This is a genomic window from Plantactinospora sp. DSM 117369, from assembly GCF_053764795.1.
In genome coordinates, this window is the sequence record NZ_CM132446.1 from 4495325 (window position 1) to 4521098 (window position 25774).

Sequence of the window (25774 nt, forward strand, 5' to 3'; positions counted from 1 at the left end):
CTTGTCGCGGCCGGGTGCCGGAGTCACCCATCCGGATCGCGGGAATCGCCCAGGGAGGCTGCGTCATGGATCGCTCACTGATCGTCGCGAAGGTCGTGCCGGCCGCCGAAGGACAGGTCGCGCAGATCTTCGCCGAGTCGGACCGGACCGAGCTGCCCCGACTGGTGGGCGTACGGCACCGCTCGCTCTACCGGCTGCACGACCTGTACGTGCACCTGATCGAGACGGAGAGTCCGGGTTCCGCCGCCGTGGAGAACGCCCGCCGACACCCCGAGTTCGTCCGGGTCAGCGAGCGGCTGGCCCCGCACGTCACGCCGTACCTGGCGAACTGGCGGGTGCCGGCGGACGCCATGGCGCGCTGCTTCTACCGCTGGGACGCCCCGACCCACCTGGGGGTACGGCGATGACCGGGGACACGCCGACCGGCACCATCCCGCGCCGGAGCGGGTACGCCGGCCTCGACCAGCAGCCGTGGACCCGCTGCCGCTCCTGCCCGGCGCTGCTCTACCGCAAGCGGCTGCGGCGCAACCTCGACGTCTGCCCGGAGTGTGGTGACCACCGCCGGCTGGACGCGCCCGAGCGGATAGCCCAGCTCGTCGACCAGGACACGTTCCGGCAGTTGCCCGGCCCGGCGACCCAGGTCGACCCGATCGGGTTCGTCGACTCGATGCCGTACCCGCAGCGCCTCGCCGCCGCCCGGGCGGAGACCGGCCTGGCCGAGGCGGTGCTCTGCGGTACCGCGACGCTCGGCGGGTACGGCCTGGTGCTGGCCGTGATGGACTTCCGGTTCCTCGGCGGCAGCCTCGGCTCGGTCACCGGGGAGCTGATCACCCGGGCCGCCGAGCACGCCCTGACCAACCGCCTGCCGCTGTTGCTGGTCACCGCGTCCGGTGGCGCCCGGATGCAGGAGGGCGTGCTGGCGCTGATGCAGATGGCCACCATCAGCCAGGCGATCGCCGCGCTGCGCGAGGCGGGGCTGCTGACCGTCAGCCTGGTCACCGATCCCACCTACGGCGGAGTGGCCGCGTCCTTCGCGACCTGCACCGACATCGTGCTCGCCGAGACCGGTTCCCGGCTCGGCTTCGCCGGTCCCCGGGTGATCCGGGAGACCATCCGGCAGACGCTGCCGGCCGACTTCCAGACCACCGACTTCCTGCTCCGGCACGGCCAGGTCGACATGGTGGTGGAGCGGCGGGCGCTGCGGGCCAGGCTGCGCTGGCTGCTCGCCGCCGCCGCGCCGGCCCCGGGCCGTCCGGCCCGGACGGCGCCGACGCCGGACCGTGCGACCGGAGCACCGCCGCCGAACGGCCTGGCGGGCGCCGCGGCCGGCCCGGCCGCCCGGGCGTGGCGCGGGGACACCGGCCCGGACGACTGGACCGACGCCTGGCGGATCGTCCGGTCCGCCCGGCACACCGGCCGGCCGACCACGCTGGACTACCTGGCCACCGCCTTCGACGGGTTCGTCGAGCTGCACGGTGACCGGCTCGGCGTCGACTGCGCGGCGATCGTCGCCGGGCTGGCCCGGCTCGGCGACCGGTACGTCGCCGTGGTCGGGCACCAGAAGGGGCACCAGCCGAGGGAGCTGCGGGCCCGCAACTTCGGGATGGCCAGCCCGGCCGGCTACCGCAAGGCGATGCGGGTGATGCGACTCGCCGCCCGCCTGGGACTGCCGGTGGTGACGCTGATCGACACGCCGGGCGCCTACCCGGGGGTGGAAGCCGAGCAGCAGGGCCAGGCCGCCGCGATCGCCGAGAGCATCCTCGCGATGACCGGGCTGCCGATCCCGGTCGTCGCGGTCATCATCGGCGAGGGCGGCAGCGGCGGGGCGCTCGCGTTGGCCGTGGCGGATCGGGTACTGATGCTGCGCAACGCGGTCTACTCGGTGATCAGCCCGGAGGGCTGTGCCGCGATCCTCTGGCACGACCGGGCCGCCGTGCCGCAGGCCGCCGACGCGCTCCGGCTGACCGCACCCGATCTGCTGCGGCTCGGGGTCGCCGACGAGATCGTCGCGGAGCCGCCCGGGGGTGCGCACCGGGATCCCACCGCCGCGGCCCGACTGCTCCGCCGGGCGCTGCTGGAGAACCTGGCGCCGCTGCTCGACGTGCCCGCCGGGGAGTTGGTCCGGCGTCGTCGTCGGCGTTTCCGCCAGTACGGTGCGGCGGCCAGCGTGCTGCCGTCGGAAGCGGGTCCGGCGTGACCGCCGCGGCGATCCCCGAACAGCCGGGCCCGGGCGGACCGGCGCGACCGGCAGCGGGAGAGCGGGCCGCCGGCGACGGACGCGTGCCAGGGCCGGACGTCCCGGACAGCCGGCCGGTACGCCCGGACGCCCCGGACGGCGCGCGGGACCGGGGCGACGCCACCGGGCAGTCCGACCGGGGCACGGAACCGCCCGTGCCGGCCGACCGGCGGGCGGAACCGGCCGTGCCGGCCGACCGGGGGACGGAACTCGCCGAGCTGCGCCGGCAGGCGGGCCGGCTGCTGGCCGAGACGGCCGGACCGGTATGCCGGATCCACCTGCGCAGCGGCGACACCGTGCTGGAGATCGAGTGGTCCGGCGTACCCGGTTCGCCGGGACCGGCCGACGCACCCGGCCACGCCCCGGCGGACGCCGCCACCCGTACCGCGTCGCCCGCCGGCGTCGATGGGATGGCCGACGGTGACGGCCGCCGGACCGTCGTCGCGCCGATGGTCGGCACCTGCTACCGGGCCGCCGAACCCGGCGGCGCTCCGTTCGTCGAGGTTGGGGACAAGGTGGAGCCCGGTCAGGTGGTCTGCATCGTCGAGGCGATGAAGCTGATGAACGAGGTGGTCGCCGACCAGGCCGGCCGGGTCGCCGAGGTGCTCGTCCGGGACGGCGAGCCGGTCGAGTTCGGGCAGCCACTGATCGCCCTGCTACCCGCGTGACTTCCAGGACGGTGCGGCGGTGTTCGAGAAGATTCTGATCGCCAATCGTGGCGAGATCGCGCTCCGGGTGGCCCGAGCCTGCCGTGAGCTGGGCGTACGTACCGTGGCGGTGTATTCGGTCGCGGACCGGGACTCGGCCGTCGTCCGACTGGCCGACGAGGCGGTCTGCATCGGGCCGCCGGAAGCCCGGCAGAGCTACCGCAACGCCGCCGCCATCGTCGAGGCGGCCCGCCGGACCGGGGCACAGGCCGTGCACCCGGGTTACGGGTTCCTCTCCGAGGACGCCGACTTCGCCGAGATCTGCGCCGACAACGGGCTCGTCTTCATCGGACCGTCGCCGGAGGTGATGCTCGCACTCGGCGACAAGGCGCGAGCCCGGGCGCTGATGCGGGAGGCCGGGCTGCCGCTGCCACCCGGCAGCCTGGCGACCGTCGAGACGGCGGCGAGGGCGCGCGACGTCGCCGACGAGATCGGCTATCCCGTGATCATCAAGTGCGCCGCCGGAGGCGGTGGACGCGGGATGACGGTGGTCTGGTCGGCCGACGAGTTCGGCCCGGCGTACGAGCGGACCAGGATCGCCGCGCAGGCGGTCTTCGGCGACGACCGGGTCTACCTTGAGCGGTACCTCGTCCAGGCGCGGCACGTCGAGGTGCAGGTGCTCTGCGACGGATACGGCAACGGCGTACACCTGGGCACCCGGGACTGCTCGGTGCAGCGGCGGCACCAGAAGCTGGTCGAGGAGGGCCCGGCGCCCGCGCTGTCGGCCAATACCCTCGACGCGCTCGCCGGGTCCGCGCTGGCCGGCGCGTTGCGCGCCGGGTACACCGGGGCCGGGACCTTCGAGTTCCTGGTCGACGAGGCCGAGCGGTTCTCGTTCATCGAGGTCAACTGCCGGATCCAGGTCGAACATCCGGTCACCGAGATGATCAGCAGGGTCGACCTGGTGCACGAGCAGTTGCACATCGCGGCCGGGGTGCCGCTGCGGCTTCGCCAGGAGGACGTCCGGATCTCCGGTGTCGCGGTGGAGTGCCGGGTCAACGTCGAGGACCCCGACCGGGGGTTTGCGCCAACCCCCGGCCGGTTGAGCAGGTTCGTCCCGCCGAGCGGGCCGTTCACCCGGGTGGACACGCACGGCTACCCCGGCTACCTGGTGGGGCCGTACTACGACTCGCTGCTCGCCAAGGTGGTGGTCTGGGCGCCCGAGCGGGATCTGGCGCTCGGCCGGATGGAACGGGCGTTGCACGAGTTCGACGTCGAGGGGCCCGGCGTACGCACCACCATCCCGTTCCTGCGCCGGGTGCTCGACGACGCGGGCTTCCGCAAGGGGAGGTACTCGACCGGACTGGTCGACCGGCTGCTCGGCGGCGCCGAACCGCCGCCCGACCCGGTCCGGGCCGGTTCCGCCGTTCCCGAAGCCTCCGCCGCCGCTGCCGTTCCCGCTGCCCCTGCCGTCGCGCGGAGCGCCCTACCCACGACCGCGAACCATCCGAGGAGGAGCAGATGAGTGTGAGGCACGAGGAACCGACGTGGACCGGGCCGACCCAGCGGGAGCCGGTTCCGGCGCCGGTGACGGCGGCGGAGATCAGCGCGATCCTGGTCCGGCACTGCGGGCTGGACGGCACCGCCGCGGCCGCCGCGCCGAACGCCTCGCTGGAGGAACTCGGCATGGACTCGCTGGCGCTGCTCGAATTGCAGGCGGTGGTGGCGGACCGCTACCGGGTCCAGCTTCCCGAGGAGGCCGGGCGGCTCAGCATCGTGGAGGTGGCCGAGGTGGTGGCCCACCAGTACCAGCCGGCAGCGGCTCCCGCGCCCGGGGCCGGCCGGCCGGGCCACACCGAGAACGATGTACTGATCGCGGCCCCGTTGCCACTCGTGTGGGAGCTGACCAACGACGTCGCGGGCTGGACCGGGCTGTTCACCGAGTACCAGTCGGTGGAGATCATCGAGCGGCGCGGCGACACCGTACGGTTCCGGTTGACCATGTATCCCGACGAGAACGGGGTCACCTGGAGCTGGGTCAGCGAGCGTACCGCCGATCCGGTGCGCCGGGAGGTGCACGCCCACCGGGTGGAGACCGGACCGTTCGAGTACATGCGGATCCACTGGCGCTACGCCGAGGTGCCGGGCGGCACCCGGATGACCTGGACCCAGGATTTCGAGATGCGCCCGACGGCGCCGGTGACCACCGCCCAGATGACCGACCGGATCAACGCGAACAGCCGGGTCCAGTTGGACATCATCCGGGACAGGATCGAGCGGATCGCCGCCGAGCTGGAGGCGACCGCGCCGGCACCGGCCGCGTCGACCGCCGGGGCCGGCGATGAGTGAGCCGGGTCGCCGGTTGGTGGCCGCCCGCGACATCGCTCCGGACCGCCGCCGAGGTGGCGAGATCCGGGTACTGCTCGGCCCCCGCACCGTGGGCAGCGGGTCGGGTTTCCTGGGGGTGGCGAACCTCGCCCCCGGTGAGCGGATCGCTGAGCACTACCACCCGTACAGCGAGGAGTTCCTCTACGTCGCCCGGGGCGCGATCGTGGTGGACCTGGACGACGAGCCGGTGCCGGTCGGCACCGGGGAGGCGCTGTACGTGGCGGTGAACGTCCGGCATCGGCTGCGCAACGTGGCCGACGAACCCGCCGAGGTGGTCTTCCAGCTCGGTCCGCTGGCCCCGCGCCCGGAACTCGGGCACGTCGACACCGAACCGTCCGCCGCCGAACCGTCCGCCACCGAACGGTCTGCCACCGACCCGGCGGCCGGTCGGCCCGGGGCCGGTGTCCCGGCGGCACAGCCGGACGGTGCCGACCGGATGGCGCGGAGATCTGGCGTGGAGCGGGTGGCGCGGCCCGACGGTGCGGGCCGAGCGGCGGCGGGCGCGGTGGCCGCCGGGCCGGAGACCGGGCCGTGACCCGGCGCCGCAGCGTGGTGACCGGGATCGGAGTGGTCGCGCCGGGCGGGGCGACCCGGGACGAGTTCTGGGCGACCATCACCGCCGGGCGCACGGCGACCCGCCGGATCAGCTTCTTCGACCCGTCACCGTTCCGCTCCCAGGTGGCCGCCGAGTGCGACTTCGACCCGGTCCGCGCCGGGCTCGGCGTCGCCGAGCGACAGCGCGCCGACCGGTACGTCCAGTTCGCGCTGGCCGCCTCGATCGAGGCGCTGGCGGACAGTGGGCTGGAGCTGACCGACGCGCTGCGGGAGCGCACCGGAGTGGTGCTCGGCTCGGCGGTGGGCGGCACCATGCTGCTGGAGCGGGAGTACGTGCAGGTCAGCGACTCCGGTGCGGACTGGCTGGTGGATCCGAACCGGGCCGGCCCGTTCCTCTACCAGGCCCTGATGCCGAGCAGTCTCGCCGCCGACGTCGCCTGCCGGCACGGTACGCACGGTCCGGCCCAGGTGGTCTCCACCGGCTGCACCTCCGGCATCGACGCGATCGGCTACGGCCAGCAGCTCATCTCGGACGACGAGGCGGACGTGGTGCTGACCGGCGCCTCGGACAGTCCGATCTCGCCGGTCACCGTCGCCTCGTTCGACGCGATCAAGGCGACCACGCCGGACAACGACGATCCGGCGCACGCCTCGCGGCCGTTCGACCGGGACCGGCACGGGTTCGTACTCGCCGAGGGCGCCGCCGTGCTGGTCCTGGAGGAGGCGGAGCACGCCCGGCGGCGCGGGGCGCGGGTCTACTGCGAGGCCGCCGGATACGCCAACCGGAGCAACGGCTACCACATGACCGGGCTGCGTCCGGACGGTGTGGAGATGGCGCTGGCCATCGACGACGCGATGGCGCAGGCCCGGTGTGATCCGACGGACGTGTCGTACGTCAGCGCGCACGGCTCGGGCACCCGGCAGAACGACCGGCACGAGACGGCCGCCTTCAAGCGGGCGCTGGGCGCGGCGGCGTACCGGGTGCCGATCAGCTCGATCAAGTCGATGGTCGGGCACTCGCTCGGGGCGATCGGTGCGATCGAGATGGCGGCCTGCGCGCTGGCGATCGAGCACGGCGTGGTGCCGCCGACCGCGAACTGGGCCAACCGGGACGCCGAGTGCGACCTGGACTACACGCCGAACACCGCCCGGGAGCTGCCGGTGCGGGTGGCGCTCTCCGTCGGTAGCGGCTTCGGCGGATTCCAGTCGGCGATGGTCTTCACCCGCTTCGACGGGCCGGACCGGTGACCGGTCGGGCGGGCGGGGACGGGGTACGGCGGGCGGTGATCACCGGGATCGGCGTGGTGGCGCCGAGCGGGATCGGCGCGGACGCGCACTGGAAGTGTGTGCTGGCCGGGCAGAACCGGATCCGGCCGATCACCCTTTTCGACCCGGAGCGCTATCCCAGCCGGCTGGCCGGTGAGGTGGCCGACTTCGACGCGCTGCACTACGCCGACAACCGGCAGTTGGTGCAGACCGACCGGTGGACGCACCTCGGGTTCGCGGCGGCCCGGCTCGCGCTCGCCGACGCCGGACTGCCGGAGACGGCCGACGATCCCTACGGGTACGGGGTGACCCTGGCCAGTTCCTCCGGCGGCAACCTCTTCGGGCAGCGGGAACTGCAACGGCTCTGGCGCGGCCCGGCCCGGACCGTCGGGGCGTACCAGTCGATCGCCTGGTTCTACGCGGCGAGCGTCGGTCAGCTCTCGATCCGGCACCAGTTCAAGGGCCCGTGCGGGGTGCTCGCCGCCGAGTCGGCCGGTGGGCTGGACAGCCTGGCGCACGCGGTACGGCTGGTCCGGCGCGGTACCCCGGTGGTGCTGGCCGGCGGCACCGAGTGCCCGCTGAGCCCGTACGCGCTGACCTGCCAGATGCGCAGCGGACTGCTGAGCACCTGCCCGGAGCCGGCGTTGGCGTACCGGCCGTTCGACGTGGCGGCCAGCGGCTACGTACCGGGGGAGGGCGGGGCGGTCTTCGTGGTGGAGGACCTGGCGCACGCCCGGGCCCGGGGGGTGCACGGCTATGCCGAGGTGGCCGGCTGGGGTGCCAGCCACGACGCCCGGCACACCGACCGGCTCGCCGCCGGAGACCCGGTGCAGTACGCCCGGGCGATCCGGCTCGCCCTCGACCGGGCCGGGGTGGCGCCGGCCGAGGTCGACGTCGTCTTCCCGGACGCGCTCGGCGTGCTCCGTTACGACCGCAGCGAGGCCGAGGCGCTGCGGGCGGTGTTCGGGACGCGGCCGCCACCGGTGACCACGCAGAAGCCGCTGACCGGTCGGGCGCACCAGGGCGGGTCGGCGCTGGACGTGGCGACCGCGCTGCTCGGCATCCGGCACGGGGTGCTGCCGCCGACCGCCGGGCTGGACCGTCCGGCGCCCGGTTGCGAGCTGGACTTCGTTCGGGAGTCCGGACCCCGGCGGGTGGACGTGGCGCTGGTCGGGGCGCGCGGATTCGACGGTTTCAACAGCGCCGTGGTGGTCCGGCGCGGCCCGGCGTAGGCCGGGGGAGCTTGCAGAGGAGGACCGGGATGTCGAAGGCCAGGGTGCTGTTCCTGATCCGGGTGCCGCGCGAGCGCACCGAGGACTTCCTGAAGGCGTACGAGCAGATCCGTTACCAGGTCGCCGAAGGGGTGCCGGGGCATCTGGTGGACCAGGTCTGCGAGGCGTCGAGCGATTCCGAGCAGTGGCTGATCACCAGCGAGTGGGAGTCGCTGGCCCACTTCGAGGCGTGGGAGCGCAGCCCCGGGCACCGGGAGCTGGCCGCGCCGCTGCGCGCCTGCATCACCGAGGCCCGGTCGATCCGGTTCGTGGTCCGGGAGGAGACCTCGGCCGGCCGCCGCTGACCCCGGCCACCCTCGTGGCGGGTGGGCGGGCCCGACAGCTTTCAGATTGATGGATGTGGATGTAAGTTGAATCCATTCATCTGGGAGCGCCCGGTGGCGCCCGGCGCGAGGAGAAGCCATGCCCGTCCCGTCGTCCCGTCGGGCCGCCCTGGCGGTGTCACTCGTCCTCGGGGTCGCCGTCGCGGCGGCGGTCCCGCCGGGCCCGGCGGTCGCGGCGGCCCCGGGCGTGACCCGGCTCGGCGACACCCAGCTCGACCCGAGCGCGCTCTACTTCGTCTCCTACGACGGGCTGGTCAACAACAACTCGTACGGCGACGGCATCGTCAGCCACGCCGGCTACCAGTACGCGGCCTGGTACACCTCGACCCGCAACGCCGTCCTCGCCCGCCGGCAACTGCCGTCCGGGGCGTGGCAGACCCTCCAGTTGCCGCACCGGTTGACCACCAACGACTCGCACAACTCCATCGCGCTCGGCATATCCCCGGGCGACGGCCGGCTGCACGTCGCGATGGACACCCACGACAGCGAGATCCACTACGTCAAGTCCGAGGCCGGGCTGGTCTCCGCGCCGGGCTCGCGGAGCTGGCTGGCCAGCCGGTTCGGTGCGGTGCAGCGCAGCCTGGACGGGGTCGGACTGGGCGCGATGACGTACCCGCAGTTCCGCCTCGCGCCCGGCAACCGGCTCCAGTTCAGCTACCGGACCGGGCGCTCCGGCAACGGCACCAACGAACTCGCCGAGTACGACGGCTCCACCTGGCGCCGGCTCGGCCGCTGGCAGTCGGCGACCGGCTCGTACAGCGCGAACGGCGCCACCAGCACCACCCGGAACATGTACCTGCACGGACTGACCTACGGTCCGGGTGGCCGGCTGCACGCCGCGTTCACCTGGCGGGAGGGCAACTCCGCGGTCACCTGCAACAGCGGCGGCCTGACCAACCACGACACCGGGTACGTCTACAGCGACGACCAGGGACGGACCTGGCGCAACAACGCCGGAACGGCGGTCGGCACCACAAACTCCGGCAGCCTGGTGTCGATCTCCAGTCCGGGGCTGGTGGTCGACCCGCTGCCGCCGAACTACGGGCTGATCAACCAGGAGAGCCAGGACGTCGACTCGACCGGCAACCCGCACGTGATCATCAGCTACGTACCCGGCCGGTTCACCTCGTGCGTCACCGCGTACGCCTCGGCACGCCGGGCCAACGGCCGGGCCTTCCACCTGTTCCGCAACTCGTCAGGGGCCTGGCGCAAGACGGAGATCCCGGTGCCGCTGAACGCGACCGGCCGTTCCCAGATCGTGCTCGACGCCGCCGACAACGCCTACGTCGTGCTGCCGTACGGCCGGATCGTCACCGCCAGCCGGGCCAGCGGCTACACCGACTGGACCGTACGCTTCGACGGCGCCGGGCTGAACGCCTTCGGTGAGGTGATCGTGGACCGGACCCGGGTGGAGAGCGACGGCGTGCTGTCGATCCTCTACCAGCGCGCCTCCAGCGGCACCACGCCGTCCCCGATCCGGGTGGTCGACTTCCGGCTCGGCTGACGCCAGCGGCCGTGACCCGCCGCTCGCCCGTTCGGCGCACCTGACGGCGCGTTCGCCGCTGCGGCGTGCGCCCGACCGTCAGGCGCCCACGTCGGCACATTCAATGGAATCGATCGAAGGTGATGGATGCATTGGAGGTGAGTGCCCATGTCGGCGACCCTGCGCCGGTGTGCCGGTGCGCTGCTGGCGGCCGTACTGGTGACCGTGGCGATCCTGCTGCACACCGGCAACCGGGTGGAGGCGGCGGCCGGGGTCCGGGTGCTGCCGCTCGGCGACTCGATAACCGACGGCTTCAACGTGCCGGGCGGATATCGGATCGACCTCTGGCAGAAGGTGGTGGCCGGCGGCTACACCGTCGACTTCGTCGGTTCCCAGGCCAACGGCCCGGCGAGCCTCGGCGACCGTGACCACGAGGGCCACTCCGGCTGGCGGATCGACCAGATCGACGCCAACATCGTCAACTGGCTCAATACCTACCAGCCGCGCACCATCCTGCTGCACATCGGCACCAACGACATCTTCCAGAACCGCGACCTGCCCAACGCCCCGAACCGGCTGGCCGCGCTGATCGACCGGATCACCACCACCGCGCCGGAGGCGAAGCTGTTCGTCGCCACCATCGTCCCGGCCGGGTCCGCGAGCACCGACGCCCAGGTGCGCAGCTTCAACGCGGCCATCCCGCAGATCGTGCAGACCCGGGCGAACGCCGGGCGGCAGGTCTACCTGGTCAACATGTACGCCGCGCTGACCACCGCCGACCTGGCCGACGGCGTGCACCCCAACGCGACCGGTTACAGCAAGATGGCCACCACCTGGTACAACGCCCTGCTGGCGGTGCCCGGCAGCCTCACCGACGGCGGCACCACCCCGACCCCCACGGCCACGCCCAGCACCGCGCCGACCGGCGGTCCCACGACCCCGCCGACCAACCCGCCGGCCGGCTGCACCGCAACGGTCTCGCTGAACTCCTGGAACGGCGGCTTCGTCGCGACGGTACGGGTCACCGCCGGCTCCGCCGGCACCACCGGCTGGACGGTCAACGCCACCCTGCCGTCCGGCACCACGATCACCAACGCCTGGAACACCCAGCGCAGCGGCAGCAGCGGCGCCGTCCAGTTCACCAACGTGAGCTACAACGGACGGATCGCCGCCGGGCAGTCGACGGAGTTCGGCTTCCAGGGCACCGGCAGTGGCGCCGGTCTGACGCCGAGCTGCGTCGCGAGCTGACCGCCGCGCGAGGCGCCGGACACCGGTTCCGGACTGCTCGTCCGAACCGTGTCGATCGCGACCCGCCGGCGTCTCGACCCGACCCACCTGTCCCGGGCAGGACCCGGGGCAGGTGGGTCGTTCGTGCGAGCCGTCACCGGTGAACCCCTTCGAGCTCCCCGTCCGGTCCGCCCTGGCCGGAGTTGATGTTGGTTCAGGTGGAGAGTGGTCAGTCTGGTGGGATCCAGTCGAGGAATCGGGCGGTCAGCGCCGCCGGGTCGGCGCGCGGCTGGTCGGTCAGCGCGACGACCAGCCGGATGGTCAGATGATGGCGCAGCCCACCCGGGTTGTCGCGGTACATGGCCAGCAGCACCAGTCGGGCCCGGCTGCACGGCCACGGTGCCCCACAGGCCCGGCACCGGAACAGCGGACGGGTGTGGGTGTGCGCCCGGAATCTCGCGTACGGCCGCAACATCACGAGTCGGCCCGCCCCGGGGGTGGTGAGCTGATCCGTACTCCTTCCAGGCGGCTGAGTTCGACCGCTGCCGTCACCATGCCGGGCACGGCCGGCTCAGCCCGGCACGCGTCCGGCATGTCGTGACCGGGCGGCCGGCGGGGCCGCCAGCCGGGCGTTCCGGCCCGCCCTCCGGCCGACCGCTGGTTGCCGGCCCGGACCCGGGCCGGCGGCACCGCCGACACCAGGTCGGTTTCCGGGTACGCGGCGCGGTCCAGCGGCGGCACCGTCGGCGCGTACGGCACCGGCACCAGGTCGACCGAGTCGGGACAGCGCCAGCGGTAGCCGCAGCGGCAGTATCGCCACAGTTGACGCCAGTCCCGTCGGTGTTGCGGACTGATTCGGTGTGCTCGTTTCATCTCGTCTCCCGTCGCCGAATGGGAAACGGGGGCGGCGTCGTGATATTTCCAGCGCCCCGACACCGCCCCCGTCGGCAACACCCGCCCGTCCTTTGATTGTTTCGGCTTTCCGGATCCGGCCGGATGTGCTCACACCGCCGTCCTGGACCAGGCGGTGATCGAGCGGGGCGCCGAAGAGGCCAGGCCGATGATGGCCGAGCAGTTGGCCCGGATCGTGGTCTGCGCGCAGTTGCCGAACGTGCAGCTCCAGGTGGTGCCGACCCGGGTCGGCATGTATCCCGGCTACGGCGGGCCGTTCACGCTCGCCGACCTGCCGGACAACCGGCGGGTGGGTCACGCGGACAACCAGCTCGCCGCGCGAATCGTCGACGGGGCCGACGAGATTGCTACCCTCGTCGGAAGATGGGAGCAGATCCGGGGTTACGCACTCCCGGTGGACCAGTCACTAGAGCTGATCAAGAAGGTAGCGACGTCATGGAGCTGACCGGCGCCGTCTGGCGCAAGAGCACCCGCAGCGGCAACAACGGCGGCGATTGCGTGGAGGTGGCCCGCAACCTGCCCGGGGTGGTCGGCGTACGGGACAGCAAGGACCCGCAGGGGCCGGCGCTGGTGTTCGGGTCGGCGGCCTGGCGCGGCTTCGTCCAGGGCCTGTCGGCGCGCTGACCGCACCGGGGGTGCGCCGGTCCCCGTGCTCGCTGGCGTTGTCGGCGAGGATCAGCCAGGCTCGACCCTCCGGTACGTCGCGTCGTCGAAGTCGGCGTACGCCCCGTCGGCACCCAGATCCTGTACCCAGAGCCCGACGAAGGCGCCGGTGAAACCCCACGCCTCCGGCTCGCCCTCTCCGGTGCTCCTCGACGTGTACTCGTCGGAGAGGATCGTCGCGTCCAGCGCGACGGGGAGTCCCTGCCACTCGTCGCCGGGCTCGGCCCCCTCCGATGTGGAGCGGAACGAGTAGCCGAACCTGACGAGCGGGCCGTCGAGGTGCACGCGCAGGCGTACCCGGTCGACCCCGGTGGCGTCGACCCGGCATCCGGGGTGCTCGACCAGTCGACCCGTGTCGCAGGAGAGCACGTCCAGCACCCGACGGCCGTCGTCGGCCACGCTCAGGTAGAGGTAGTGCCAGTTGCCGCTGTTGTAGTACGCCGTGATGCCGGCGAGCTGCCGGAAGGTGCGCGGCCGGAACTCCATGGTGGCGTCGAACACGCAGTGTTTGGCGGTCACCCGGCGGGCGACGATGCTCGGGCGCTGCCGGCCCACCGGGGACTGCCCGCCGTAGACGCGCAGGTGCGACGGCCGGGCGTCGAGCCGTACCCAGTCGGGGGTGGCGGGACGGCGCAGGGTCGACCAGTCGGGTCCCAGCACCGGACCGTCGAAGTCGTCGCGCGCGACGTACCCCTCGGGCCGGTCCCCGGCGGTCCCCGCCGGACGGTGGCCGGACGTCGTCGCGCCGACCGGTGCCGGCACGGTCTCGGCCGGAATGCCACCGTCGATGCGCGGCCAACCGGCCTCGTCCCAGGTCACCGACTGGATCGCCGTCTCCCGCCCGAGCACGCACCGGCCCAGCGGCGAGTACGGCCGCGCGACCAGGTGCGCCATGAACCACTGCCCGTCCGGGGTGCACACCAGGCTGCCGTGCCCGGCCTTCTGCAACTCCAGGTCCGGGCGCCCGGCGGAGGTGAGCAGCGGTCCACCCGGTGCCACCTGGTAGGGGCCGGTCAGCGCCCGTGACCGGGCGACGGTGACCTGATGCGTCCAACTGGTGCCGCCCTCGGCGGTGACCAGGTAGTACCAGCCGTCCTTGCGATAGATCCGCGGCGCCTCGGTCAGCCCGGCAGCGGTACCCTCGAAGATCATCCGCTCCTCGCCGACGAGCCTGCCGGCCGCCCGGTCGTACCGCTGGAGCTGGATGCCGGCGAACCGGTTCCGCCCCGGGCGCCAGTCGGCGGCCATGGAGAGCAGCCAACTGCTGCCGTCCTCGTCGTGGAACATCGACGGGTCGAAGCCGCGCGCGTGCAACGCCACCGGGTCGGACCACGGCCCGGCGAGGTCGGTGGCGGTGGTCAGGTAGTTCTGCGAGTCCCAGTACCCCCCGGCGAAGCTCGACACGTCGGTGAAGACGAGATAGAACATGCCGTCCCGATAGCTCAGGTCGGGTGCCCAGACCCCGGCCGAGTCGCCGGCACCGCCGAGGTCGAGCAGCCGGCGTTCGGTGAGGATGCCGCCGAGCGGTCGCCAGTGCACCAGGTCGGTGGAGTGGTGCAGGCGTACCCCCGGATACCACTCGAAGGTCGAGGTCGCGATGTAGTAGTCGGAACCGACCCGCAGGATGCAGGGATCCGGGTGGAAGCCCGGCAACACCGGATTGCGGATCAGGCCCTGCTCGCGCAGCACGGCCCCCGGTTCTGTTCTCGCGGATGTCATGTCGTCCCTTCCCCGTGGCCGGAGTCCTCGTCCGGCGTCAGCCAACCGCAATCATGCACATCAACATCCAGGAATGGGATCCCGACGCCGAGACTTCGACAGCGCCGTCGCGGCGGGTCGGCCCGGAGGGATCGACGACGTTCCGTTCCGGGGCTGGCCGGGCGTGCCGGATCGGTGCGACCCTCCGACGATCTTCCGAGCCGCTGACGGCTCTCCACGCCGCCGCTACCAGTGCTGATATCCGAAAGGATATCGGTGGATCGCCCCGATGGTCTTGGACGGCGCGGGTCGGCCGGTGATTGGGTTTCCGCACTCGACCGCCCGGTCGGGGGTGCCGGCGCTGCCCAGGCGCACGCACGCCCGGGCCGGGCCCGATCGGAGGGGAAACTCATGCCCGAAACTCGACTCGACCGCCGGGGCCTGCTCCGGACCGCCGCCGTCGGTGCCGCCGCGACCGGGCTCGCCGCCACCGCCTCGCCGGGACTCGGCACAGCCGCCGTCGCCGCGCCACGCCCGGCTCCGGCCGGTCGTACCAGGTCGCGGCGTGCCCGCGCCGCCGCGACGTTCCGCTGGTTCGGTACGGCCGGGTGGCGGATCGACATCGGCACCCGGACGGTACTGGTCGACCCGTACCTGAGCCGGTACCAGACCGGACTCTTCGAGGGCGGGGCGGACCTGGCCACCCCACTGACCGTCGCCACCGCCACCGTCGACGAACACGTGGGCCGGCCCGAGACGGTACTGGTCACCCACTCGCACTGGGACCACTTCAACGACGTACCGCACATCGCGACGACGACCGGGGCGCGGGTGCTCGGCACCATGACGACGTACCAGCTCGGCCTGGCCTCCGGCATCCCGTCCGGGCAACTGGGGCTGGTGAAGGGCGGCGAGGTGCTCGACTTCGGTGACTACACCGTCGAGGTGGTCGCCTCGCTGCACAGCCGGAACGCGGCGTACTCGATCGGCATCCCCGGACTGCGACTGAGCCGGCCGCCGAAGCCCGCCACCGTCGCCGACCTGCCGGAGGGCGACACCCTCGCCTATCAGTTGACCGTCAAGGACGGTCCGGCGGTCTTCTTCATGGGCGCCAGCGACTTCGTGGAACGCAACGTGACCGGGCTGCGGCCCGACATCGCGATGATCGCGATGGCCGCCAGCACCTCCACCCACGAGTACCTGCCCCGGCTGCTCGCGGCGCTGGACTATCCCGAGATCGTGGTGCCGGTGCACTGGGACAACTTCGAGACCGAGTTGCGGAATCCGCCGCCGATCGCGCCGGCCGACCGGCCGCGGTTCGAGGCGATGCTCACGGCGATCCGGAGGGCGGCGCCGAGGAGCCGGATCGTCGTTCCGGAGTACCTGACCGGCTACACCTTCGGCTGACCGGTGCCGCGCGCACGCACCCGCCCATCCGCGATATCGGGATTGATATTGTTCCTGCTCAGCAGCCTGCCCGCACCGCAACAGGAGCCCGGCGGCGTACTCGACGAGACCCCGCAGGGGTCAGGAAGGCAGCGCATGACGATCGGCGTCCCGCCGTCCCACCCCGGGCGGATGCGCCGGCTCGGCACACTGCTCGGCACGGCCGCGCTCCTCGCCGCGTGTGGTACCCCGAGCAGGCCGCCGATACCGGAGCCGACCCTGACCGCCGATCCGTCGCCGACCGCCGTCGAGTGTCCCGACGGCTTCCTGATCACCGCCGGTGAGGTAGAACCCGCGCTCGGCCTGCGGGCGCTCGGGATCGAGCTGCGCAACTGCGGCACGGCTCCATACCGGCTCGACGGTTATCCGGCGGTGCGGGTACTGGATCAGGAGCGGCGGGCGCTCGATGTCACGATCGGCAACGGGTCGGCGCCGGTGAGCAGCCCGGACAGCTACGACGTGCCACCCCGGCCGGTGGTGCTGCGGCCCGGCGAGACGGCGAGGGCCCGGGTGCTCTGGCGGAACACCGTCACCGAGTCCACCGAGCCGGCCACGAACGCGAGCTATCTGGAGATAACGCCCGCGCCCGGCTCACCGGCCCAGCTCGTCGCGCCGCGGGGCGGGATCGACCTGGGCACCACCGGCCGGCTGGCGGTGAACGTCTGGCGGTGAGCGTCGGGCGGTGAACCTGCGGCGGCGCGGGATAGGACCGGCTGGACACCATCCGGCCCGGCCGCTTGTGGCGACCGGGCCGGATGCGGTGCCGGGATCAGGCCGGAAGCCGCCAGACCTGGTTGGCGCCGCCGAAGCAGTCCCAGATCTGTAGCCGGGTGCCGTCGGCCGAGCTGTTGTCGGTGGCGTCCAGGCACTTGTTCGAGGCCGGGTTGCGCAGGGTGCCGTTACTCTGCGCCTGCCAGACCTGCGCGCCGGTGCCGTTGCAGTCGTAGAGCTGCACCTTCGCGCCGTTGTTGGTCGCGGCGGCGGTGATGTCGGCGCACTTGCCGAGCGCCCGCAGGGTGCCGTCGGTGCCGACCGTCCAGCGCTGGGCGTCGCTGCCGTTGCAGGTGTAGAGCTGGATCGCCGTGCCGTTCGCGGTGGAGGCCGCCGCGACGTCGACGCACTTGCCGCCGATGCCGGTGATCTGGCCGGTCCGGCCGCTCGGCGGCGGGTCGCCACCGCCCATCACCGTGTCGTAGATGGCGCTGACCAGCGAGGTCGCGTTGTTGGTGTCCTGGGACAACTCCCAGTTCATCATCCCGCCGGCATTGGCCATCGCCCACTGGGTCTTGCGCTTCACCGTCGGGATGCCGTTGTAGCACTGCTGCGCCCCGCCGGCCGTGGTGCAGTCCCGGTTGGCGTTGGCCGGGTCCATCGCGACCAGAGCGGAGTAGGTGTAGTAGCCGGGCCGGCTGTAGAACGGTACGCCGAGCACCGCCTTGCTGGCCGGCAGGCCGCGCGACTTCCAGCCGTTCACCGCGTTGATCGACCAGTCGTAGTTGGCGTGCGGGCTGCCGCCGTCGTACGCCATGATGTTCAGCCAGTCGACGTAGCCGAAGACGGCCGGCTGCACCCCGTTGACGGTACCGCCCTCGGAGACCACCGCGGCGGTGAGCAGCTTGCCCCGGCTGCGGAGCTGCCCGCTGAGTTGCTGCATCAGCGCGGTGAAGTTGTTCGCCGAGGTGCCGGGGTCCGGGTACTCCCAGTCCATGTCGACACCGTCCAGGTTGTACTGCGTCACGAAGCTGATCACGCTGTTCACGAACGTGGTCCGGCTGGAGGCGTTGGACGCCAGTGCCTCGAAGGCCGAGTCGTCCCCGTTGTTCCAGCCGCCGATCGCGATCGACACCTTGACGTTGCTGCTGTGCGCCCGCGACACCAGCGAGGAGAGCTTGCTCGGGTTCTCCACGGCCCGCAGCGTGCCGTTCGCGTTCGGCAGTACGAACGCGTAGTTGATGTGGGTCAGCTTGTTGTACTGGATGGCGTTGACGTCGCCGGCCCAGCTCGGCAGGTAGCCGACGCTCTTGAAGTTGTTGGGCAGCACGACGGCCTCGGCGGGGGCGAGCGGTGCGAGCGCGATGGCCGTGCCGGTCGCGGCGGTGGCGAGCGCGAGTGCTCCGGTGAACAACCTGGACCGGATGCCGGGGCGGCGTCCCGGCGGGCGGACCCGCTCGGCGCTCAGGGTAGGTGACATCGACGTTCCCTTCTGTCGCAGGCGCCTCAGCGGCTCGATCCGACCTGGTGGGGGTGGGGTCGCTGCGACACCGGCGGGGCGGCAGCGAGATGCGGCGCCGGCACCGGGCGAAGCGGGATCGGGATCGATGTTGCTGAGTTGCTGAAACATTAGGAAAGTTAACTAATAAAGTCAATGCACCGTTTCAGGTGAGCCGAGGGCGTTCGGCTGGTCGGGTGACTGGGGACCACCGCGCGTCGCTCGGCGGGCATCGTCCCGTCGTCGCCCGGGCGGGCATCCGTCCCGCCGTCGCTCAGACACTCACCCCGTCCGGCCCGTGGTGAGTGTCTGGGTGCGCCCGAGGCCCGCCGTGCTCCTTGCTGGGCACATGGACGGGGCAGCTCGACAGTGTGCCTACCAGGTTCGGTACCGGGGCGGGGACGCCGGGCCGGGCGGCGGTTCAGCGCGGGCGGAGGCCGTCGAGCAGCAGGTCGCAGACGGCGTCGAGCTGCCGCTCGATGTCCGGGTCGGCCCACTGGGCGCAGTGCGTCGGATCGTGGAACCGTACGGTCGCGTGCAGCACCGCCCGGGCGGCCCGCGGCACGTCGTCGACGGCGAAGTCGCCGCCGGCGACCCCGTCCGCGATGATCCGGGAGAGCTGCGCGACCAGCCCGTCCAGCGCTGCGGCGATCACCGTGCTGGCCTCGCCGACCAGCACGATATAGGTGGCGAAGAGTTCCGGGTCGTCGAGCGCCGTCACGCGCTTCGCCCCGTGCAGCGTGTGCAGCCAGGACCGCAGCCGCTCGGGCGCCGGCGCGGTGCTGGCGGTCACCCCCGGCAGCTCGGCGTGCACCCGGTCCAGCCAGCGGTCGGCCACCGCCTCGCGCAACGCCGTCTTGCTGGCGAAATGCCGGTAGACGCTGCCGTGGCTCACCCCCAGCGCCCGGGCGACGTCCACCACGGTCGCCTTGGCCGGGCCGAAGCGGCGGAGGACCTCCTCCGCCGCTTCGAGGATCCGTTCCGGGGTCAGCGTCGAGTCGGCCATGGGCACTATTTCACCGTTCGCTGTCCAGGTGCTCCATCAGGGGGGCGGCGTAGCGTGCGCCGGCGGCGGAGTCGACCGGTACGGCCCGCTCGATGGCGGCCAGGTCGTCGGCGTCGAGCTTCAGGTCGAGCGCACCGAGCGACTCGGCCAGCCGGTCCCGGCGCCTGGCCCCGACCAGCGGCACGATGTCGTTGCCCCGGCTGAGCACCCAGGCGATCGCGACCTGCGAGACGGTGGCCCCGCGAGCCTGCGCGACCTCGCGCAGCGCGTCCACCAGCAGCAGGTTCGCCTGGAGGTTGTCCCCGCTGAACCGGGGGCTGAACGAGCGGAAGTCGCCGGGGGAGAGCTGGCGGTCGGCGGTCCAGTGCCCGCTGAGCAGCCCTCGGGACAGCACCCCGTACGCCGTCACGCCGATGCCCAGCTCGCGACAGGTGGGCAGGATCTCCGCCTCGACCGTCCGGGACAACAGCGAGTACTCGATCTGGAGGTCGGCGATCGGATGTACGGCCTGGGCCCGCCGGATCGTCGCCGCGCCGACCTCGGAGAGGCCGATGTGGCGTACCCGGCCGGCGGTCACCTGCTCGGCGATCGCGCCCACGGTCTCCTCGATCGGCACCGCCGGGTCGAGCCGGGAGAGCCGGTACACGTCGACGTAGTCGGTGTCGAGCCGGCGCAGGGTGTACGCGAGGAAGTTCCGTACCGCCTGCGGGCGGCCGTCGATGCCGCCCCAGCCGCCCTCCGGGTCGCGCAGCGCGCCGAACTTGACACTGATCGCGACCTGGTCGCGATCGCGGTCGCGCAGCGCGCGACCGAGCAGCATCTCGTTGTGCCCGGCGCCGTAGAAGTCGCCGGTGTCCAGCAGCGTGACTCCCGCGTCCAGGGCCGCGTGGATCGTCGCGACGCTCTCCGTCTCGTCGGCGGGCCCGTAGAGGTCGGACATCCCCATGGTGCCGAGGCCGAGGGCGGAGACCGTGGGGCCGTTGCTGCCGAGTGTCCGGTTCTCCATGTTCTGCTCCTGTCCGTGGTTGCCGGCCGCTGCTCCGGCGGGCCGGCTGCCGGGTTCCGGCGATGTCTGGGTGCGGCGACTCCAGGCTGGCCGGTGACCGGGCCGGGCGCCGCCGCTTCAGCAAGTATGGACTAACGGATGACAGAATCCAAATTTTGTCAGCCCCCTCGCGCGACGCTGGTCTGATCGGCCGGTTATCGGTCCAGGGCAGGGGTAGGAGAACTTCGGTGGGGGGAGACGCCTCGGTCAGGAGGAAGCCATGAAGACCACCTGGAAGCCCGTCGACCAGCACGGAGTCATCAGCAGCAAACAGTCGCGGGAGCTGCCGGACAGCGCGTTCGCCTTCCCTGGCAAGCGCAAGGAGCCGCTCACCGACGCGTCGCACGTGCGCAACGCGATCGCCCGGTTCGACCAGACGCACGACGTCAGCGACGCCGAGCGGGACCAGGCGTTCGCGAACATCCTCGCGGCGGCGAAGCACTACGACATCCAGGTCGCCGAGTCCGACTGGCGGCAACTGGGCACGCGTCCGCACACGCCGAACCCGGCACACGGCGGACGCAGCTCGCGCGGTTGAGCAGCGCGGGCATCGCCCGGTGCGGTCAGGCCGCCCGGTGGTGGGTGCGCGCCTGAGCCGTCCCGGGCCGGGCCCGGACCAGCCGCAGGCGCGGCGGTGCCGGTGCCGGCTCCTCCTCGAACGTCGCCCGCCAGCCCGGCCCGGTCCGCTGTTCGTGCCGGGTCGGCGGCTCGCCCGACTCGATCGCCGGGCGGGACAGACCGAGGATGATCAGATAGCCGGCCAGGATCAGCCCGTGACTGAGGATCCGGTTGGGGTCGACCCGGCCGGCGATCGCGTCGTTGACCGAGAGCAGGGTCAGCACGGCGACGAACGCGGTCAGCGTGGGTACCAGGCCCAGCGGCCGGGTACGGCGCAGCGCGATCCAGGCGAATCCGGCGCCGAGCGCGACGTTCCAGGCTGCCGACTCGTGCCACAGGTGGTCGGGGCCGCCGCCGAGCACGACCTCAAGGCCGTGCGGATGCCCGGTCGAGCCGATGCCGGCGATCTGGGCCGCGCCGAGCAGGAACTGGGCGACGCCCACCACCCCGAGCGCGAGCCGGAGCGTACTGGCCAGCCGGGTCGCCCGACCCGGCCCGGGAGCGGCCGCGAGGAGCCGGTCGTCGATCTCCATCGGTGGCGGTACGACGCTGGTCCGGGCGAGCCTGTTCAGCGCCGTCGCGCTCTCCCACCAGCTTCGGCACTCCGCGCAGCCGGCGAGGTGGCGGTCCAGCCCGGCCCGCTCGACCGGATCTTCCTCGCCGTCCAGCCGGGCCGACAGGGCTTCTCGATACTGTTCGCACCGCACACACTCATAGTCGGGCCTGACGGTCCGCCGGTTCCCCCGGGGGTAAGCATTCCGCCGCCGACCTTGCTCGACCGGGGCCTCACCAGCATGATCGACCCGTTCGGCGATCAGATGCCCACCGGGGGTATTCGAGGTGGACACCGGTACCGGTAGCTTTGGGGCATGCCTCCCCCCGGCGTCGAGAGCGACGAGATCACCAGGCTTGCGCTGGCCGCCAAGGCCGGCGACCGCTCGGCGGCAGCGGCCTTCATCCGGGCGACCCAGCACGACGTGCAGCGGTTCGTCTCCCACCTGGTGGGTGCCGGCGAGGCGGAGGATCTGGCCCAGGAGACCTACCTGCGGGCGATGCGCGCACTGCCCCGCTTCGCGGCCAGGTCGTCGGCGAAGACGTGGCTGCTCTCGATCGCCCGGCGAGCCTGCGTCGACCACGTCCGGACCGCCATGCGCCGTCCCCGGGTCGCGTCGCTGCCGGACTGGCAACTCGCCGCCGACGCCGAGCTGGCCCGGGGCAGCACCGGCTTCGAGGGCGCCGTGGAACTGGCCCGGCTGCTGGCGGACCTGCCGCCGGACCGCCGGGAGGCGTTCGTCGCCACCCAGGTGGCCGGGCTGAGTTACGCCGAGGCGGCGGAGGTCTGTGACTGCCCGGTCGGCACCATCCGGTCCCGGGTGGCCCGGGCCCGGGAGGACCTGGTCGCGGCCATGCGCGCCGACGGCTCCGGCCGCCGGCTCCGCTCGACGAGCTGACCCGCCCACGCGACCGCCCGGTCCGCCGCCGTAACCGGCGGGGTGCCGGCCACCGGATCAGGACAGCGCGGCCTCCACCGCGCCGGGCTCGGGTCCGGAGATCGGCAGGCAGACCCGGAAAGTGGTACGCCCCGGCTCGGACTCGACCCGGATGTCCCCGTGGTGCTTGTTGACCACGATCCGGTACGAGATGTCCAGCCCCAGCCCCGTGCCGTCGCCGATCGGCTTGGTGGTGAAGAACGGCTCGAAGATCCGGGACCGGACGGCGGCCGGGATGCCCGGTCCGGTGTCGACGATCTCCACCACGATCGAGTCGGCGTCCCGCCCGGTGCGTACGGTCAGCACACCCTCCTCGCCGATCGCGTAGAGCGCGTTGTCGACCAGGTTGGTCCACACCTGGTTGAGTTCGGCGGCGTAGACCGGGATCGCCGGCAGGCTGCGGTCGTACTCCTTCACCACCTGGACACCGGGCTTGATCTTGGCGCTGAACATCGCCAACGTGGCGTCGAGCAGGTCGTGCACGTCGACCGTCCGGTGCGGGGCCCGGTCCAGTTGCGAGTACTGCTTCGCTGCCCCGACCAGCCCGGTGATCCGGCTCAGCGCGTCGTCGATCTCGCCGAGCAGCAGTTCGGTCTCGACGGTGTAGGTCAGCCAGCGGATCGCCGGCTCCAGGTCGTCCGGGCGTACCGCCGTGCCGACCTGTTCCAGCCAGGGCACGTCGATGCCGCCGGCGGTCAGCGTCGGGGCGAGGTCCCAACCGCCGGTGACGTCGTGCTCGTCCAGCCAGTCGGCCAGGGCGTCCTCGGCGTCGCTGGTCTCCAGCGGGGAGAGGGTGGGCGCGGTGGCGGCCTGCTTGACGGCGGCCTCCTGGAGTTCGACCAGGCGTTGCAGCCGCTCCCCGTCGAGCCGGCCGTCGGCGATCATGGCCAGCTTGTGCCGCATTCCGGCGACCCGGTCCCGGAGCACCGAGGTGGCCCGGACGGCGGCGGCGGCCGGATTGTTCAGCTCGTGCGTCAGCCCCGCCGACAGCGAGCCGAGGGCCAGCAGCCGTTCCCGCTCGCCCACCACGGTCTGGGTGGTCCGCATGCCGATGAAGAGCCCGTCCAGCAGGTGCATCGCCATCGGGAACCAGCGCCGCATCGCCGTGCTGATCACCTCGGCCGGCAGCACGAAGAGCGTCACGCCGGTGATCGCCCGCATCCCGTTCAGGTAGGTCTGCACCCGCTGCTCGTTCAGGTACGGCTGGGTCGCCCCGCCGTACACGCCGCGCTGGTCGGTGCGGGTGATCTCGACCTGGTCGCCCTGCACCAGCCGGATCAGCGAGACGGTGCCGTCGAGCAGCACGTAGAAGCAGTTCGCCTCGGCGCCCTCGACGAAGACGTCGGCCCCGGCCGGCAGCCGCTGCACCCGGCCGTGCTCGTGGATGTAGCCGAGCTTCTCCGCGTCCAGCGACTCGAACAGGAACAGCGTACGCAGTTCCTCGATCGCCAGCCGTTCGTCCGATCCGGTCATCTCGTCACCCGATTCGTGTTCGTGAGCCGTCTCCCGCCCGAAAGAGCTTCACCGCGCGGCCAGATAGCTCACTGTGCCGCCAGATACTGGTGGGCCAGGGAGACCACCATCGCACCCTCGCCGACGGCCGAGGCGACCCGCTTGATCGAGTCGGCCCGGACGTCCCCGGCGGCGAAGACCCCGGGCAGGCTCGACTCCAGCGGGTACGGGTCGCGGGGCAGCGACCAGCCGGCCGGCCGCCGGCCGTCGCTGCTCAGGTCGAGCCCGGTCAGTACGTAGCCCCGGGCGTCCCGGGCCACCACGTCGGCCAACCAGTCGGTACGCGGTTCGGCGCCGATGAAGACGAAGAGCCAGGACGCCTTCACGGTCCTCCGCTGCCCGGCCCGGTTGTCGCAGATGACAAGCTGCTCCAGGTGGTCGGTGCCCTCGCCGCCGACCACCTCGGAGTGCGGGTGCACCTCGATGTTGTCGATCCGTTCGATCTGCTCGATCAGATAGTGCGACATCGAGCGGTGCAGGTCGGGGCCGCGTACCAGCAGGTGCACCCGGCGGGCGTGCCGGGCGAAGTAGACCGCCGCCTGCCCGGCCGAGTTCGCCCCGCCGACGATGTAGACGTCCTGACCGGCGCAGTTCGGTGCCTCGGTCGACGCCGAGCCGTAGAAGACGCCCCGACCGGTCAGGTCGGCCAGTCCGGGCGCGGTGAGCTGACGGTAGGAGACCCCGGTGGCCAGCACCACCGTGTGGGCGGCGATCGACGAGCCGTCGCTGAACCGGAGCAGCCGGGTGGCGCCGGCCGCCTCCAGCCCGATCACGTCCCGGGCGGCCAGCAGCTCGGCGCCGAACTTCAGCGCCTGCCGGCGGGCCCGGTCGGCGAGCTGCGATCCGGAGACTCCGTCCGGGAAGCCGAGGTAGTTCTCGATCCGGCTGCTCTGCCCGGCCTGACCGCCGGTCGCCTGCCGCTCGACCAGCACCGTGCGCAGCCCCTCGGAGGCGCCGTAGACCGCCGCGCCGAGCCCGGCCGGGCCGGCGCCGACCACCACCAGGTCGTAGAAGTCGGCGGCCGGGGTGGTGGAGAGCCCGCACCGGTCCGCCAGTTCGGCCTCGGTCGGCTTGACCAGCGCGGTGCCGTCCGCGGTGATCACCACCGGCACGTCGGCCGGGTCGGCTCCGGCGGCGGCCAGCAGCCGCCCGCCCTCCGGCTCGTCGGCCAGCAGCCAGCGGTACGGCACCAGGTTACGGGCGAGGAAGTCGCGGACCTCGAACGACGGCGCGGACCAGCGGTGGCCGATCACCCGTACCTCGTCCGGGGCGGCCTCCGGGGTCGCCGCCCACGCCTCCAGCAGGCTGTCCAGCACCGGATAGAGCTTCTCCTCCGGCGGATGCCAGGGCTTGAGCAGGTAGTGGTCGAGGTCGACGACATTGATCGCGTCGATCGCCGCGTTGGTGTCCGCGTAGGCGGTCAGCAGCACCCGGCGGGCGGTCGGGAAGAGGTCCATTGCCGCTTCGAGGAACTCGATGCCGTTCATCTGCGGCATCCGGTAGTCGGCCAGCAGCACCGCGACCTGGTCGCCACGGAGTTTGATCTCCCGGAGCGCGGTCAGCGCCTCCTCGCCGGAGGAGGCACGGACCACCCGGTACCGGTCGCCGTAGCGCCGCCGTACGTCCCGGGCGACCGCGCGCGACACCGCCGGGTCGTCGTCGACCGTCAAGATCACCGGGTTCGCCATGGCACCAATGAAAGCATCCGGAACGGGCCTTGACGAACGTCGATAGCGACCCGTCGGTAGCGTCGGGCGG

24 protein-coding genes and 2 pseudogenes are annotated in these 25774 nt (G+C 72.4%); 17 read left to right on the forward strand and 9 right to left on the reverse strand.

Features of this window, described 5'->3' with window-relative positions; genetic code table 11:
* Nucleotides 1–65: 65 nt before the first annotated feature.
* The 11 genes and pseudogenes from ACSMXO_RS19450 to ACSMXO_RS19500 all read left to right on the forward strand — a co-directional run bounded on the left by ACSMXO_RS19450 (nt 66) and on the right by ACSMXO_RS19500 (nt 11438).
* Nucleotides 66–407, forward strand: a complete 342-nt coding sequence (locus ACSMXO_RS19450) for a TcmI family type II polyketide cyclase (RefSeq protein ID WP_346257489.1) — start codon at nt 66–68, stop codon at nt 405–407.
* Complete coding sequence (locus ACSMXO_RS19455) at nt 404–2197, forward strand: acetyl-CoA carboxylase carboxyltransferase subunit alpha (RefSeq protein WP_455418844.1); 1794 nt, start codon at nt 404–406, stop codon at nt 2195–2197. Before ACSMXO_RS19450 ends, ACSMXO_RS19455 begins: the two co-directional genes overlap by 4 nt.
* An 83-nt stretch (nt 2198–2280) precedes the next feature.
* Nucleotides 2281–2904 carry an acetyl-CoA carboxylase biotin carboxyl carrier protein gene (accB, locus tag ACSMXO_RS19460; protein ID WP_455418845.1) on the forward strand — a complete coding sequence of 208 codons (624 nt, stop codon included), beginning with the start codon at nt 2281–2283 and terminating at the stop codon, nt 2902–2904.
* A gap of 19 nt (nt 2905–2923) precedes the next feature.
* Nucleotides 2924–4408 carry an acetyl-CoA carboxylase biotin carboxylase subunit gene (locus ACSMXO_RS19465; protein ID WP_455418846.1) on the forward strand — a complete coding sequence of 495 codons (1485 nt, stop codon included), beginning with the start codon at nt 2924–2926 and terminating at the stop codon, nt 4406–4408.
* Complete coding sequence (locus ACSMXO_RS19470; RefSeq protein WP_455418847.1) at nt 4405–5232, forward strand: SRPBCC family protein; 828 nt, start codon at nt 4405–4407, stop codon at nt 5230–5232. Before ACSMXO_RS19465 ends, ACSMXO_RS19470 begins: the two co-directional genes overlap by 4 nt.
* A pseudogene (locus tag ACSMXO_RS19475) lies at nt 5225–5602 on the forward strand (cupin domain-containing protein); the annotation flags it as partial. The gene ACSMXO_RS19470 and the pseudogene ACSMXO_RS19475, both read left to right, overlap by 8 nt.
* Nucleotides 5603–5802: 200 nt before the next feature.
* Nucleotides 5803–7074, forward strand: a complete 1272-nt coding sequence (locus ACSMXO_RS19480) for a beta-ketoacyl-[acyl-carrier-protein] synthase family protein (RefSeq protein ID WP_455418848.1) — start codon at nt 5803–5805, stop codon at nt 7072–7074.
* Nucleotides 7071–8324, forward strand: coding sequence for a beta-ketoacyl synthase N-terminal-like domain-containing protein (locus ACSMXO_RS19485; RefSeq protein ID WP_346257495.1), 1254 nt, complete (start codon nt 7071–7073; stop codon nt 8322–8324). Before ACSMXO_RS19480 ends, ACSMXO_RS19485 begins: the two co-directional genes overlap by 4 nt.
* Nucleotides 8325–8353: 29 nt before the next feature.
* Complete coding sequence (locus tag ACSMXO_RS19490; RefSeq protein ID WP_318396411.1) at nt 8354–8668, forward strand: antibiotic biosynthesis monooxygenase family protein; 315 nt, start codon at nt 8354–8356, stop codon at nt 8666–8668.
* 118 nt (nt 8669–8786) lie between these two features.
* Nucleotides 8787–10211 carry a BNR repeat-containing protein gene (locus ACSMXO_RS19495; RefSeq protein WP_455418849.1) on the forward strand — a complete coding sequence of 475 codons (1425 nt, stop codon included), beginning with the start codon at nt 8787–8789 and terminating at the stop codon, nt 10209–10211.
* A gap of 147 nt (nt 10212–10358) precedes the next feature.
* The gene (locus ACSMXO_RS19500; RefSeq protein WP_455418850.1) at nt 10359–11438 is read left to right on the forward strand and encodes a GDSL-type esterase/lipase family protein; all 1080 of its coding nucleotides are present in this window, start codon (nt 10359–10361) and stop codon (nt 11436–11438) included.
* 208 nt (nt 11439–11646) lie between these two features.
* Here ACSMXO_RS19500 and ACSMXO_RS19505 read toward each other — a convergent pair whose 3' ends face one another.
* Together ACSMXO_RS19505 and ACSMXO_RS19510 are read right to left on the reverse strand one after the other, a co-directional pair.
* Nucleotides 11647–11892, reverse strand: coding sequence for a hypothetical protein (locus ACSMXO_RS19505; protein WP_455418851.1), 246 nt, complete (start codon nt 11890–11892; stop codon nt 11647–11649).
* Nucleotides 11892–12290, reverse strand: coding sequence for a hypothetical protein (locus ACSMXO_RS19510; RefSeq protein ID WP_455418852.1), 399 nt, complete (start codon nt 12288–12290; stop codon nt 11892–11894). Before ACSMXO_RS19510 ends, ACSMXO_RS19505 begins: the two co-directional genes overlap by 1 nt.
* 133 nt (nt 12291–12423) lie before the next feature.
* Here ACSMXO_RS19510 and ACSMXO_RS19515 point away from each other — a divergent pair.
* Nucleotides 12424–12774: pseudogene (locus ACSMXO_RS19515) on the forward strand (Scr1 family TA system antitoxin-like transcriptional regulator); the annotation flags it as partial.
* Nucleotides 12765–12953: a DUF397 domain-containing protein gene (locus tag ACSMXO_RS19520; RefSeq protein ID WP_346257501.1), complete on the forward strand. Its 189-nt coding sequence runs from the start codon at nt 12765–12767 to the stop codon at nt 12951–12953. The pseudogene ACSMXO_RS19515 and the gene ACSMXO_RS19520, both read left to right, overlap by 10 nt.
* A gap of 51 nt (nt 12954–13004) precedes the next feature.
* On the opposite strand, the gene ACSMXO_RS19525 is transcribed toward ACSMXO_RS19520, so the two are convergent.
* A complete protein-coding gene (locus ACSMXO_RS19525; protein WP_455418853.1) occupies nt 13005–14711 on the reverse strand; it encodes a glycoside hydrolase family 43 protein in 1707 nt (568 codons plus the stop codon).
* Between the two features lie 390 nt (nt 14712–15101).
* Between ACSMXO_RS19525 and ACSMXO_RS19530 the strand changes: the two genes are divergently transcribed.
* Together ACSMXO_RS19530 and ACSMXO_RS19535 are read left to right on the forward strand one after the other, a co-directional pair.
* Nucleotides 15102–16097 (forward strand): MBL fold metallo-hydrolase, encoded by a 996-nt coding sequence (locus ACSMXO_RS19530; RefSeq protein ID WP_455418854.1) that lies wholly within the window; start codon nt 15102–15104, stop codon nt 16095–16097.
* A gap of 48 nt (nt 16098–16145) precedes the next feature.
* Nucleotides 16146–16808 carry a DUF4232 domain-containing protein gene (locus tag ACSMXO_RS19535; RefSeq protein WP_455418855.1) on the forward strand — a complete coding sequence of 221 codons (663 nt, stop codon included), beginning with the start codon at nt 16146–16148 and terminating at the stop codon, nt 16806–16808.
* A 97-nt stretch (nt 16809–16905) separates the two neighbouring features.
* Here the strand turns inward: ACSMXO_RS19535 and ACSMXO_RS19540 are convergent, their stop codons facing one another.
* The 3 genes from ACSMXO_RS19540 to ACSMXO_RS19550 all read right to left on the reverse strand — a co-directional run bounded on the left by ACSMXO_RS19540 (nt 16906) and on the right by ACSMXO_RS19550 (nt 20357).
* Entirely contained in the window at nt 16906–18327 is a 1422-nt protein-coding gene (locus ACSMXO_RS19540) for a glycosyl hydrolase family 18 protein (RefSeq protein ID WP_455418856.1), read from the reverse strand.
* 439 nt (nt 18328–18766) lie between these two features.
* Complete coding sequence (locus tag ACSMXO_RS19545; protein WP_346257506.1) at nt 18767–19351, reverse strand: TetR family transcriptional regulator; 585 nt, start codon at nt 19349–19351, stop codon at nt 18767–18769.
* Nucleotides 19352–19361: 10 nt separating this feature from the next.
* On the reverse strand, nt 19362–20357 hold the full coding sequence (locus tag ACSMXO_RS19550) for an aldo/keto reductase (protein ID WP_346257507.1): 996 nt from the start codon (nt 20355–20357) through the stop codon (nt 19362–19364).
* Between the two features lie 259 nt (nt 20358–20616).
* On the opposite strand from ACSMXO_RS19550, the gene ACSMXO_RS19555 reads away from it, so the two are divergent.
* Entirely contained in the window at nt 20617–20934 is a 318-nt protein-coding gene (locus ACSMXO_RS19555; RefSeq protein ID WP_346257508.1) for a DUF6582 domain-containing protein, read from the forward strand.
* 25 nt (nt 20935–20959) lie between these two features.
* Here the strand turns inward: ACSMXO_RS19555 and ACSMXO_RS19560 are convergent, their stop codons facing one another.
* A complete protein-coding gene (locus tag ACSMXO_RS19560) occupies nt 20960–21721 on the reverse strand; it encodes a zf-HC2 domain-containing protein (RefSeq protein WP_455418857.1) in 762 nt (253 codons plus the stop codon).
* Nucleotides 21722–21883: 162 nt separating this feature from the next.
* On the opposite strand from ACSMXO_RS19560, the gene ACSMXO_RS19565 reads away from it, so the two are divergent.
* On the forward strand, nt 21884–22465 hold the full coding sequence (locus tag ACSMXO_RS19565; protein ID WP_346257510.1) for a sigma-70 family RNA polymerase sigma factor: 582 nt from the start codon (nt 21884–21886) through the stop codon (nt 22463–22465).
* Nucleotides 22466–22522: 57 nt separating this feature from the next.
* Here ACSMXO_RS19565 and ACSMXO_RS19570 read toward each other — a convergent pair whose 3' ends face one another.
* Nucleotides 22523–23977, reverse strand: coding sequence for an ATP-binding protein (locus ACSMXO_RS19570; protein ID WP_455418858.1), 1455 nt, complete (start codon nt 23975–23977; stop codon nt 22523–22525).
* Nucleotides 23978–24045: 68 nt separating this feature from the next.
* Nucleotides 24046–25704, reverse strand: a complete 1659-nt coding sequence (locus tag ACSMXO_RS19575; protein ID WP_455418859.1) for an FAD-dependent oxidoreductase — start codon at nt 25702–25704, stop codon at nt 24046–24048.
* Nucleotides 25705–25774: the final 70 nt, after the last annotated feature.

What these genes read in the sequence shown, in the direction of transcription:
- ACSMXO_RS19450 (WP_346257489.1), top strand. Translation starts at nt 66, where the DNA reads ATGGATCGCTCACTGATCGTCGCGAAGGTCGTGCCGGCCGCCGAAGGA.
- ACSMXO_RS19510 (WP_455418852.1), bottom strand. Translation starts at nt 12,290, where the DNA reads ATGAAACGAGCACACCGAATCAGTCCGCAACACCGACGGGACTGGCGT.
- ACSMXO_RS19570 (WP_455418858.1), bottom strand. Translation starts at nt 23,977, where the DNA reads ATGACCGGATCGGACGAACGGCTGGCGATCGAGGAACTGCGTACGCTG.
- ACSMXO_RS19530 (WP_455418854.1), top strand. Translation starts at nt 15,102, where the DNA reads ATGCCCGAAACTCGACTCGACCGCCGGGGCCTGCTCCGGACCGCCGCC.
- ACSMXO_RS19505 (WP_455418851.1), bottom strand. Translation starts at nt 11,892, where the DNA reads ATGTTGCGGCCGTACGCGAGATTCCGGGCGCACACCCACACCCGTCCG.
- ACSMXO_RS19490 (WP_318396411.1), top strand. Translation starts at nt 8,354, where the DNA reads ATGTCGAAGGCCAGGGTGCTGTTCCTGATCCGGGTGCCGCGCGAGCGC.
- ACSMXO_RS19575 (WP_455418859.1), bottom strand. Translation starts at nt 25,704, where the DNA reads ATGGCGAACCCGGTGATCTTGACGGTCGACGACGACCCGGCGGTGTCG.
- ACSMXO_RS19550 (WP_346257507.1), bottom strand. Translation starts at nt 20,357, where the DNA reads ATGGAGAACCGGACACTCGGCAGCAACGGCCCCACGGTCTCCGCCCTC.
- ACSMXO_RS19455 (WP_455418844.1), top strand. Translation starts at nt 404, where the DNA reads ATGACCGGGGACACGCCGACCGGCACCATCCCGCGCCGGAGCGGGTAC.
- ACSMXO_RS19470 (WP_455418847.1), top strand. Translation starts at nt 4,405, where the DNA reads ATGAGTGTGAGGCACGAGGAACCGACGTGGACCGGGCCGACCCAGCGG.
- ACSMXO_RS19525 (WP_455418853.1), bottom strand. Translation starts at nt 14,711, where the DNA reads ATGACATCCGCGAGAACAGAACCGGGGGCCGTGCTGCGCGAGCAGGGC.
- ACSMXO_RS19540 (WP_455418856.1), bottom strand. Translation starts at nt 18,327, where the DNA reads ATGTCACCTACCCTGAGCGCCGAGCGGGTCCGCCCGCCGGGACGCCGC.
- ACSMXO_RS19545 (WP_346257506.1), bottom strand. Translation starts at nt 19,351, where the DNA reads ATGGCCGACTCGACGCTGACCCCGGAACGGATCCTCGAAGCGGCGGAG.
- ACSMXO_RS19495 (WP_455418849.1), top strand. Translation starts at nt 8,787, where the DNA reads ATGCCCGTCCCGTCGTCCCGTCGGGCCGCCCTGGCGGTGTCACTCGTC.
- ACSMXO_RS19520 (WP_346257501.1), top strand. Translation starts at nt 12,765, where the DNA reads ATGGAGCTGACCGGCGCCGTCTGGCGCAAGAGCACCCGCAGCGGCAAC.
- ACSMXO_RS19555 (WP_346257508.1), top strand. Translation starts at nt 20,617, where the DNA reads ATGAAGACCACCTGGAAGCCCGTCGACCAGCACGGAGTCATCAGCAGC.
- ACSMXO_RS19565 (WP_346257510.1), top strand. Translation starts at nt 21,884, where the DNA reads ATGCCTCCCCCCGGCGTCGAGAGCGACGAGATCACCAGGCTTGCGCTG.
- ACSMXO_RS19500 (WP_455418850.1), top strand. Translation starts at nt 10,359, where the DNA reads ATGTCGGCGACCCTGCGCCGGTGTGCCGGTGCGCTGCTGGCGGCCGTA.